11 protein-coding genes and 2 pseudogenes are annotated in these 9,924 nt (G+C 42.0%); all 13 read right to left on the bottom strand.

Annotated features, from left to right (window positions below; all coding sequences use genetic code 11):
- A pseudogene (locus tag JCM14505_RS08175) lies at positions 1–226 on the bottom strand (putative minor capsid protein); the annotation flags it as partial.
- 3 nt (positions 227–229) lie between these two features.
- Positions 230–619 (bottom strand): head-tail connector protein, encoded by a 390-nt coding sequence (locus JCM14505_RS08170; RefSeq protein ID WP_054653980.1) that lies wholly within the window; start codon positions 617–619, stop codon positions 230–232.
- Positions 620–632: 13 nt separating this feature from the next.
- Positions 633–1,520, bottom strand: a complete 888-nt coding sequence (locus tag JCM14505_RS08165) for a hypothetical protein (protein ID WP_054653978.1) — start codon at positions 1,518–1,520, stop codon at positions 633–635.
- Between the two features lie 19 nt (positions 1,521–1,539).
- The gene (locus tag JCM14505_RS08160) at positions 1,540–2,124 is read right to left on the bottom strand and encodes a phage scaffolding protein (RefSeq protein ID WP_054653976.1); all 585 of its coding nucleotides are present in this window, start codon (positions 2,122–2,124) and stop codon (positions 1,540–1,542) included.
- A 97-nt stretch (positions 2,125–2,221) separates the two neighbouring features.
- Complete coding sequence (locus JCM14505_RS08825; protein ID WP_225352326.1) at positions 2,222–3,382, bottom strand: phage minor capsid protein; 1,161 nt, start codon at positions 3,380–3,382, stop codon at positions 2,222–2,224.
- 2 nt (positions 3,383–3,384) lie between these two features.
- Complete coding sequence (locus JCM14505_RS08150; protein ID WP_054653982.1) at positions 3,385–4,857, bottom strand: phage portal protein; 1,473 nt, start codon at positions 4,855–4,857, stop codon at positions 3,385–3,387.
- Between the two features lie 69 nt (positions 4,858–4,926).
- Complete coding sequence (locus JCM14505_RS08145; protein ID WP_054653974.1) at positions 4,927–6,234, bottom strand: PBSX family phage terminase large subunit; 1,308 nt, start codon at positions 6,232–6,234, stop codon at positions 4,927–4,929.
- Positions 6,212–6,688 carry a helix-turn-helix domain-containing protein gene (locus JCM14505_RS08140; protein ID WP_054653973.1) on the bottom strand — a complete coding sequence of 159 codons (477 nt, stop codon included), beginning with the start codon at positions 6,686–6,688 and terminating at the stop codon, positions 6,212–6,214. The genes JCM14505_RS08145 and JCM14505_RS08140 overlap by 23 nt, the downstream gene beginning before the upstream one ends.
- Before the next feature lie 72 nt (positions 6,689–6,760).
- Positions 6,761–6,883: a hypothetical protein gene (locus tag JCM14505_RS10195; RefSeq protein WP_263848981.1), complete on the bottom strand. Its 123-nt coding sequence runs from the start codon at positions 6,881–6,883 to the stop codon at positions 6,761–6,763.
- A gap of 207 nt (positions 6,884–7,090) precedes the next feature.
- A pseudogene (locus JCM14505_RS08135) lies at positions 7,091–8,289 on the bottom strand (DNA modification methylase).
- 793 nt (positions 8,290–9,082) lie between these two features.
- Positions 9,083–9,529: an ArpU family phage packaging/lysis transcriptional regulator gene (locus tag JCM14505_RS08130; protein ID WP_054653971.1), complete on the bottom strand. Its 447-nt coding sequence runs from the start codon at positions 9,527–9,529 to the stop codon at positions 9,083–9,085.
- Positions 9,530–9,549: 20 nt separating this feature from the next.
- Positions 9,550–9,726: a hypothetical protein gene (locus JCM14505_RS09075; RefSeq protein WP_156249880.1), complete on the bottom strand. Its 177-nt coding sequence runs from the start codon at positions 9,724–9,726 to the stop codon at positions 9,550–9,552.
- Positions 9,726–9,911: a hypothetical protein gene (locus JCM14505_RS08125; RefSeq protein ID WP_153011013.1), complete on the bottom strand. Its 186-nt coding sequence runs from the start codon at positions 9,909–9,911 to the stop codon at positions 9,726–9,728. The genes JCM14505_RS09075 and JCM14505_RS08125 overlap by 1 nt, the downstream gene beginning before the upstream one ends.
- Between the last annotated feature and the right edge of the window lie 13 nt (positions 9,912–9,924).

Below are 9,924 nucleotides of genomic sequence, written 5' to 3'. Positions count from 1 at the left end.
AAACGGCGTTGTAATTCCGGCAAACAAAAAAAACGACCGCATTGGCCGTTACTTGTCGATTGTTATTTGTTCCGGAATAAATTGTCTGTGGTTGAACGATGGCCCGTTCAATCTCAACTTTCCCAACTTGTTGTTTTCCATACTTATCCTTTTTCCCCGTTGGCATGTTGATTGTGAGTGATTGATTGCATAACTCCTTTGGAATTCGTGGAATTAAACGGCGCATAAATTACACCCCCCGCCACAAAAGACCATGTTTGCCAAGCAACTCGTAAGCTTCACGGCATAAGCCGTTACGTGCTTGAGTTGTTGAGTTGTCCTTGTTCCCGCCAGGCGTCATAGACAAGCGCCCAATCGAAATTGACTTAAAACTATTGTCGGCTTGAGTGTAGCTTTGTCCACCGCCCAAGTAATTGATGTATTCAATTTGCTCATAAACGGCACGCTTGAAATCATCAACCACAAACTTGTCGGGTTCGTCATCCAAAGAATGCAGTCGGAAATAATCACGAGTGGCGTTGTTAATGGCATACTCTGCGCTTTGTTCTAAGCGGTCGAAGTTAGCCTGTACAACCAAGCCACCCATTGATTTGTAATCATTAAACGTTAAGTATGCCATGAGTTAACTCTCCTTACTTGCTAGTCGTGCTGTTCTTTGAGGCTGCGACATAAACACCTTTCTTCGTGTTGTCAAAAGAGAAGATGTCGTAGAAACTCAATGACTTAATCGTGTCCCGGTAACCGGTTGGATCTAATTCCGCTGGAATGTAGTCGACTGTTTCCAACTTAACGACTGGAGCAAAGGCGTAAAGTGGCACTAACATGAATGAAATGTCATGAGTGTCTGAAATCGTACGACCTTGTAAACGTCCCTTAGGAACTTGCAAAATAGGCACACCATCGTCTAATTGGCCAACCTTACGATTAATTCCGTTAATTGAGGCCTCGTTGGTCGTGAACGTCTTTGAAACTCCATCGGCATTCTTTAACGACTTGTAGAATGAGCTAGATGCAAACATCACAAAGCCACCTGGAACTTCATTGTCAACCATGTAAGCTTCAGCGTCATCGTAAGCGGCTAATGCGTTCTTCGTGTCAATCGTTCCTTCAACAAGCTTCCCACCGTTTTGTGAAACTTCAAAAATCTTTTGTGCAGCATACTTATCACGTTCAGGAATAGTAATTTGCTTACGGTGTCCAGTCACGATGTTTTGCACGTTGTAAGCCATGTTTTCCGTTTGATCCAACTTATCAAGCGTGTAGCTAAACCAGTCTTCTTGAGATAGCTTGAAGACTTCCTTTTCCATGTCTACTCGTGAACGTGAGTTTTCGCCATTACGGTTGTATTGTGACGGCTTAACAAACCCGTCCATCTTGTTTACACGAACCGTTTCAGCGTCAAGAAAGTCGCTTGGCGTAATCATGTTTGCTCCACCTTGCAACACATCCCACATCTTACTTTCAAAACGAAGTGATTCATCAAGAATTTGTAAATCACGTTGATCCATTACTACTGTCATTTATTCTAAATCTCCTTTTTTATTCCTTGCCGGCTAACCGTGCAGCAATTCGGTCAACCATCGTTGGTTGATTTGAATTTCCGTTGCTTGGTTGGCCACCTGTGATAGTGATTTTTGACTTAGGTTCGCCACCCTCGTCGTTGTTTTGAGTTTCTTGGAACAAGTAACCATCTGACTCCTTAACCGCCTTTAATTGGTCAGATAAACCAATCAATGTGCCGTTGTCGTCAACACTAACCTTGTCTAAGTCCAGCAATGATTGAACAGCCTTAACATTGCGAGCACCGCTATCCCGCAAGGCATTGTTAATCTTAAATTCCTTGTCTTGCGCTTTTAGCTTGTTTTCGTAACTTGCCTTAGCGTCCTTGTTGGCTTTTTCAAGGTCGGCAATCTTAGCCGTGAGCTCGTCATTGTCCTTAACGGTCGCCTTAAGGTCTTTCAATTGGCCGTCACGTTCAGTGATTTGCCCTTGCAAGTCGTCACGTTCGCTGGTTAATTTGGCCACTTGGTCATTAAGCGGATTGACTGCCTTGCCGTACTCAGCCATGATTGCATTGGCTTGTTCGTCAGTAAGTCCTTGGTTCTTAAGAAAATCTCGATTCATACTTATCTCTCCTAACGTTTTATTTCTTACACGGCACGCACCGTGAAAAAGATTGCATGAAAAAAGAGCCTTTTAACGACATGCTCAGGTCGATTAATTAAGTTCCTGGATAAAACTTCTCACGGGAGTAGTCCCGCACTAAAATGTCTTGGTCTAATGATTGATTGGTGTCTTTAATAAATGCCCTTAATTTCTTCTGTCTGCTCCTTAACAATGCTTTGGCACGATTAGCCGTCTTTTCATCTCCAAGCGCCTCAGCGGTGAAAATTCGGCGCTTAGCGGAACGAATAGCCCGCTCCTTTGCTCGTTGCCGTTGAATAATCTCACCATTTCGGATAGCTTGGGCCGGATTAACTTGCGGTTCGTGGTTCTCCATTGTTTCAGGATTGAACGGCGTTAAAATGTGCCGACAATTAACTCCCTGCGTTCCTCCTGGCTCTCCATACTCGTGATCATAGATAGTCGGGTATCGCTTGTCGAAATCAGGGTCGGAATGGTCTACCACGTTAACAACATGTCCTTGAATAGGTGCGCACGCTGGACGACTGGCCATGTGTGAGCTCATCAATGCAGTTACTAAGCCATGGTCTTTCATCCGCATTAGTCGTAGTTCGTTAAACGTCCGATTGGCGGTTGAATACAACACAGTCCGTGCGTAATTATCAACGCTCCATCCACGACCGCCTTTGTCGATTAACGGGGTTTGAAAGCCTTTATCAACCAACTTATAAACTGCACGATTAACTGCTTGTTCGTGCGTCATATAGCCCGTAACCGTTGCGGTTGTACTTTCGGTTAACACTTGACGATAAGCCTTTGTAAAACCACTCTCACGCCCCCTGTTTCGACTGACAAGCGTTTCATTGATGTTGTTCTGTAAATCCTTAGCGGTTTGTGCTGCTAACGCTCCTAGCGCTTGTTTAGCCCGTTCTGAAACAGGTTGCGGTTCAGCGCCTGCCCGTTTCAATTCATCATCAACTTCATCAATGATTTTCATACCATGGAATTTAACAAAATCACGAATAGCGTCTTCGCTTAATCCGTCTTTGTCCTTTAACGCCTTAACCGCCTCGTCATTAAGCCGGTTCATGTTGTTAAGTTGTTGCATTTGCCACATCAAAACGTCCCCTTGGTCGACGTGCTTATAATCAGCGTCTTTCAAAGCATTAATGATGAGCAAATATAGCTGGTTCTGAAGTTCGGTGTAAAGGTCATAAATGTGTCCAGCGCCTTGCTCCATACGCTTACGGCCGTTCATAGCTAGTCACCGTCATCCCAATTAGTGCCTTGATAAGAGCCAGGGTCTAGCTCTGGCATTTCTTCATCAAGTTCCTCGAGCCATTGCTCGGCCACATCTTCATCAAGTCCAAAGTTACGCATTAAGAAACGTTTCTTTGGCATAACTCCCATGGCCACCGCTTGACTATCTTGCGTGAATTGCGTTGTCTTGTCAGTGAATACACCGTCAGCATAATCAATCGTGATTTGTAAATCATCAACATCACCGCTAAACCGTGGCTTGCCGTCACTGAACAGCTGGCCACATTGCATTAATTCAAAAATCGCAATGATCAAGGCGTTAACTTGCTTAGTAACTTGAGTTAAGTAACTTGACCGTGTTTGATAAGTCATTGAGTTATTAGTAACCACTTCAGTTGCGGTCTGAATGCCACTTGGCGTTGCGGTAAACGTACCTTGACTAATACCAACGGCATTCTCAAACTCTTTCAAGAAAAAGTCCATGGACGCTTGATATTGGTCGTTGCGGATAGGAGTTGTTAAGTCCTTGATGTCCATATCATCGCCGTACATTTGAACAAAGACATTTTCGTCAGCGTCAAATACTGGTTGACGGTTGTCACTGGCATTGTTGTCGCCAAACGAATTACCACGCCGGAGCATTTCAGCTGGCACTGCCACACGGCGTTGCCCCATCTTAACTTCCCACACAAACTGGTCATGAGTTGCGTTAATTGCGTCAACAATCTTATGCGAGTTGTCTACTAGCCCAAGTCCTAGTGGTGAGCTTGGTGTGATGTTGTTAGCCCCTGGTGCTCTGAAATAAGCAAAAAGCGGATGTGAGAGCCCGTTAAGCGTAACTTGCGGTGCAAGGTCGGCATACTCATCAATGCTTGATAGTGGCACTTGATTTCCGACCGTTGTTGCGTTGGTTGACCGATAAAGCTCGTTAGTTATTTGGTAACTGCCGTGCTCGTCCCATTGATGAAACTCCAGCAACGTGTAATAAACCGGTGCGTGGCTCTCAATTTTGGTCGTAACACTAGCAATAGCCGCCTCAGTGATTTCATTAGTATTTGAATTTAGTGGATAAAATTGGTCAGCTCGAACCCAAGCCAACTTAATTTTGTCATCCTCCACATAAGGACGAATAGCAAAGCCACCGAGCGCAATGCCTGGTTCTAACTTTTCCTCGTATTGATTGTAGAAGTCGTTGTCTTCAAACACATCGGCGAGTAACTCGTTGTTTGGTTCATCATCGATTGTGATTGTGCATTGCTCGTTAAAAATTACGGTGGCTAAACGATGCGCTGCCATTTTAGTTACGTTAATGCTCAGTAAATCACGGGTTCGTTTAACTCCATACGTGTTTTTATAGGTTACTTTTTCAAAATCATCACGATAGTACTTAATTGCTTTGTTAATCCGTTCGTATTCTTCTGGATCAATGTTAATTCGTGAATCATCTGTGATTGAGCCTAATGATTGTGTCATGCCTAGTTTTGCGCCCCCTTTCAAAATTGAATTAATAAATCGGTTAAAGATGTTCAAATAATCACCTCCTTACCACTTGAGACCAAGTTGCCGTTCATTGTCACGTACGAAGTATTTAAATTGGTCGACTGTGTGGTCATCAACCTTAACAACCTTTGGATCATCGCTCTGTAAAGTGTTTTCGTCCCACTGATACTTCTTATGCTCTTCAATAAACACCTTGTTGGCATCCGTATCGAGATAATAAAAACGACCCTGAGCAAGTAAATCCTGCACACGGTCGACCATATCGATGTTTTTAAGTTTGTTAACTTTGTGCCAGTGCACTCCATAATCGTTGTAAAACTGGTTATCAAGCGCACCTTCAGCGCTATCAATTGTCATGCGATCCGGTTGTAAACCATACTCGTTAGTGCACTTGTCAATAAACCCTTTTAAGTCCTTTGCCAGCTCGGATGGTGGCTTTTTGTGACTTTTTCCTTGCGGTGAATAGTAATACGTATCAAGCAATATTACGTTGCCGAGATTAGTCAATCCATAGCAACCACACGTTGTTGCACTGACTTCGTGTCCAGTATCGACCGAATAAAACAAAGCGTTGATTGATTGGTCATCTGGTAACTTATCAAGCGGATTAAACAACTCGATGTTGTAAACGTTAGTACCAAGTCCAACAACTTCTCCAAGATAAAGCCAGCGGTAATAATCGTAATCGTTTGCTTTGTACCCCTCGATTAACTTGAGTGTTTGTGGCGTTGTAAAACCCAACTCGTCATCAAGGTAAGTCGAGTGGTCGATTAAATAATCGTCATCGTTTTCCTTACTCGTAACCCATTCGTTAATCCAATCATAAGGGTTTTTCGGTGGGTTGTAAGACACGTAAACCGTAACGTGGTCAACGTGCGGGCTGGCGTTCCGAATAAACGTTGGCACCGACTGGTCGAACACGTCAACGGACTTCATGTTAGCGAACTCTTCAAACCAAACCGCAATAACATCAGTCACCTTGTTTGATTTAAGTTTCATTGGATCATCAGCACCGTAAAAGTGGAATGAGTTGCCTGTTTTACGGTGCATAATCGTCATTGGACTAACACGGAAGTAAAACTCATCAGCAACCCCCAGCAAGTCAAGCGCCCACTGGATTTGAGAATAAACAGCGTCCTTGATGTGTGAAATGTTATCCATAATGCAGATGACGTTCCCTTTGCACCGTTGCTCAACAAACTTCAGCAACTCAACACACAGTTTCAAACTAACAACTGACGATTTAAAACTACCCCGACCACCATTCAAGACAACATACGGCTTATTTGTATTCCACATTTTGTAAAAGTGCGGGTTGATTTGCTGTCTAAGACTTATCGTTGTCATCATCCGCACCTTCTTCCTTTGGTATGTCGTCCACAATAGTTACGCCTGTAACGTTGCTTGATGAATTAGTGATTTGTTCGGCTTGGTATTCAGCAATAATTGCTTCTGCCTTGGCTTTCCGTTTACGCTCTTTCATCAGAGCAACTTCTTCCGGCCCAAGTGTTGAATCGTTGTACTTATCACGCCAATTATTCTTAAGCCAAAAAATCATCGCTGTAACATTGCCGTCTTTTGCTCTCTTGAATAGCTTATTTTCAACAATAAAGTTAGCTTGCTGTTTGCCTATTTTTAATGCGTCACCAATGTTACGATACTTTGATTTCCACTCAGACAGTGTTTTCCGGCTAATTCCAATGTTTTTAGCTATTTCTTCATCAGTTAAACCATTTCGTTTCCAACCTTGCAGCAACACTAACTTCTCAGGTTTTAACCATTCTTTGTAAACTCCTTTCGCCATTAAATTCCTCCAAATAAAAAGGTCAGCATTTTTACTGACCTTCTTAAAATATTTTTATTATTTTCATCACTGTTACATAGCAATCAATTTACTAGTTGGAATCATAACACCGTCAATATCAACGATATGCATCCCAAATTGTGCTTTTTCCCATGTTTTATAATCAACTTCAACCGGATTGCCAGCGACTTTCATTGGTTTTGCACCGACCCACTTTTTTTTAATTCTAATGTTCCGTAGCTATTTGAAAAGCCATTTTTAATAGCTGTGTTTAATTCAATCATTATGTAATACTTCATGGCTTTGACCCCTTTTTCCGTTTCTTTTTACATTGACATAATAGCTCTGTTTCAAAGAAATGGTCACTTTATTTAAGCAGTCAAAGTTAAGAATATAATTAATTTAATTAATTAGTTCAGCCTTTTTACCGGTAAATTCTTCCCAACGTTTAATAATTACATCAACATATCTTGGATCTAATTCCATCAAAAACGCATTACGTCCGTTTTGCTCGCAAGCCATTAACGTTGTCCCGGAGCCACCGAATAAATCAAGAATATTATCACCTTTCTTTGAACTATTCTTAATTTGATAATCAAATAGTGGAATTGGTTTCATTGTTGGGTGCAATTCGCTTCTTGTTGGTCGGTCAAAATCAAGCACTGTTGACTGCTTTCTGTCTGAATACCAATTATGCGAAGCGCCGGCTTTCCAACCGTATAAACACGGTTCGTGTTTCCATTGATAATCTTGTCGACCTAACGTAATTGAGTTTTTATTCCAAATCAACGTTTGCCTAATTTCCCAACCGATATCGAGCGCTGCACCTTCGAAGTTATAACGTTCACTATCCGCATGCCAAATATAAAATGTTGCTCCTTCTTTTAAATTATCATTAGCTGCAGAATAAACCTTAATCAAGAATTGCCGAAAATCATCATTTTCCATCTTGTCATTCATAATAACTAATCCATCAGTTCTTCGATGACGCTTCCTCGCTTCGTCTACCGATCCGCCCATTCCAAGAGCAACGTTATAAGGTGGATCAGTAATGAGAAGGTCAGCTTGCACCCCCCTAGTAAATCAGCAACTTGAGAGCTGTCGGTGCTGTCACCACACATCAATCGATGACGTCCTAATTTGTAAATCTGACCAAGTTTTGATTTAGCTTCAGTTGGTGGTTCTTCATCAAAGTCATCTTCAACAGCACTTTCGGTATCATCGTCTTCACTTTCGCTTAATTCAAATCCAAAATCGGACATATCGAAATCTAAATCAAGGTCATCCAATTCTACATCAAGCAAATCAAAGTCCCAGTCTGCTAATTCGCCTGTTTTATTATCGGCTAAACGGTATGCCTTGACCTGTGCATCCGTCAGGTTGTCAGCATAAACAACCGGAACTTGACTTAATCCTAATTGTTTGGCTGCCCTTAATCGTGTATGTCCAACGATAATGACACCGTCCTTATCAACCACAATTGGTTGTTGCCACCCAAATTCTTTAATTGAATTAGCTGTGGCTTCCACCGCACCATCGTTAATTCGTGGATTGTTTTCGTATGGTTTAATCGAATTAATCCCTACTGTTTTAACTTCCATCGTGTCCTCCTAAAATAAAAACGCCCGCAAATGAGCGAGCGTAAATGTTATAAGCAATTACTGCCAGTGTCCTGGCAACAATTAAGAATGGTGAAAGCCATTCAAAGTCCCAGCGGTGGAATCGAACCACCGCTAACCACCATGGCTAGTACTAATAATACTAGTGACGGACTTGAACCGTCCTTGTCACCACGACCGGGACTACATTCATGCCATTACGGCAAGCTCCAAGGCTCGCTAGGCTCCCCGCTTCGGAATCCATCATAACAAACGGGAATTTTGTCATTCACGGAGATCGTAACCCGCTTTGACAATGTATGAATGTGACGAGTGCGTCCGGAATCGAACCGGAACAGATGCATTTTAAACAAACGTATATACATAAACGTGATTTCAAAAATAAAAAAAAGGAGTCTTACCCGAATCAGAAAAAAGAACCGCATAACCATATCGCACTCATAATCAGTCATTTTACTGGCTGATTGAAATCTACAAGTTTTACTACTACGTAATAAAGAATCGGATCATGTGGCTGGACTTGCACCAGCGAATGTAACTAATGATTTGGATAAAAATGTATGTTGCACGCAAAATTTAGTTAGTAATCATTAGTTAAACCTGTCTAACACACTGACCCATAATTAAGGCGTTTGCCTTATATGTAATATTTTGAACAATATCATAATAACAATCAACCGTTGATGTGGCGTTGACATCTCGTTGACATTTCGTTGATGTCAAATTGATGTCAAATTGACCTGTTGTTAACATCGTGTTGATGTCTTGTTGATATTCATGCTAAATAAACATGTAAATCTTCGTAAACGTGATAAAAACGTCCATAAACCTCATATCGGTCTGCAAACTCAACTAACGCTGATCGCTTAATTTGCCGTGAGAAGTGTTCCTTGGTGTAACCAAGTTTAGTTGCAACCTGCCAATCCTTCATTTCGTCAATGTAACATTGGAATAAGATTTTAGAATTTAACTCATCGCAATTGCGAATTGTGTCTGCAATGGCTTTAACCATGTTGCTGGCTGTCACCACTTTTCCCACTCTACGCTCTTGGCTATTTCCATAACCTCCCCCACTAGGTTCAAAGCTCCATTGTGGAGATGAAATTCCATCACGGCTCTCACCTGAAAAACGTAAAGCCTTCTCTAAATCCCTAGTAAGAAATAAATCAACGTTGTGAGCCGTTCCTCGTTCATCAATTTGTTGTCCGTCCAAAAATTCCATATAAGACCCCCGCCAATAATTTAGTTCTTTAATTTTCGTTCTCGTCTTAATCGCTCATGCTGATCACGGGCTGACTGTTCCGCTTTGTCTTGCGCAATTGACAAAATAATCAGAAACGCAATTAAGGAAACTCCGGCCCAAATAAACGCAATCGCTCCTAACACAACTTTTCCGATTGCAATTAATAATTCCGCCATTACAACAACGTCCTCTCCAATACTTCCACTGCTTCCTCTGCCGTTTTGTGATATGTAAACCTTGATTGTGGCATGTCGCCAATCATGTCAACATACCACCCGTGCCCCTCCTGATAACGGATAACAACTGGATGAATTCCAATCCTCGTTAACCAAGCCACTCGCTTTTGCTTAGCTTTATACATCTTCATCATTCAA

The organism is Limosilactobacillus equigenerosi DSM 18793 = JCM 14505, assembly GCF_001311375.1.
GTDB classification, from domain to species: Bacteria; Bacillota; Bacilli; order Lactobacillales; family Lactobacillaceae; genus Limosilactobacillus; species Limosilactobacillus equigenerosi.
The sequence above is the reverse complement of the archived record's forward strand: the minus strand, read 5'-3'. Positions and strand labels throughout refer to the sequence as shown.

Excerpts from the sequence above, each read along its gene's own strand:
- JCM14505_RS08145 (WP_054653974.1), bottom strand. The coding sequence starts at position 6,234 with ATGATGACAACGATAAGTCTTAGACAGCAAATCAACCCGCACTTTTAC.
- JCM14505_RS08825 (WP_225352326.1), bottom strand. The coding sequence starts at position 3,382 with ATGAACGGCCGTAAGCGTATGGAGCAAGGCGCTGGACACATTTATGAC.
- JCM14505_RS08150 (WP_054653982.1), bottom strand. The coding sequence starts at position 4,857 with ATGACACAATCATTAGGCTCAATCACAGATGATTCACGAATTAACATT.
- JCM14505_RS08130 (WP_054653971.1), bottom strand. The coding sequence starts at position 9,529 with ATGGAATTTTTGGACGGACAACAAATTGATGAACGAGGAACGGCTCAC.
- JCM14505_RS08140 (WP_054653973.1), bottom strand. The coding sequence starts at position 6,688 with ATGGCGAAAGGAGTTTACAAAGAATGGTTAAAACCTGAGAAGTTAGTG.
- JCM14505_RS08160 (WP_054653976.1), bottom strand. The coding sequence starts at position 2,124 with ATGAATCGAGATTTTCTTAAGAACCAAGGACTTACTGACGAACAAGCC.
- JCM14505_RS08170 (WP_054653980.1), bottom strand. The coding sequence starts at position 619 with ATGGCATACTTAACGTTTAATGATTACAAATCAATGGGTGGCTTGGTT.
- JCM14505_RS08165 (WP_054653978.1), bottom strand. The coding sequence starts at position 1,520 with ATGACAGTAGTAATGGATCAACGTGATTTACAAATTCTTGATGAATCA.
- JCM14505_RS10195 (WP_263848981.1), bottom strand. The coding sequence starts at position 6,883 with ATGAAAGTCGCTGGCAATCCGGTTGAAGTTGATTATAAAACATGGGAA.
- JCM14505_RS08125 (WP_153011013.1), bottom strand. The coding sequence starts at position 9,911 with ATGTATAAAGCTAAGCAAAAGCGAGTGGCTTGGTTAACGAGGATTGGA.
- JCM14505_RS09075 (WP_156249880.1), bottom strand. The coding sequence starts at position 9,726 with ATGGCGGAATTATTAATTGCAATCGGAAAAGTTGTGTTAGGAGCGATT.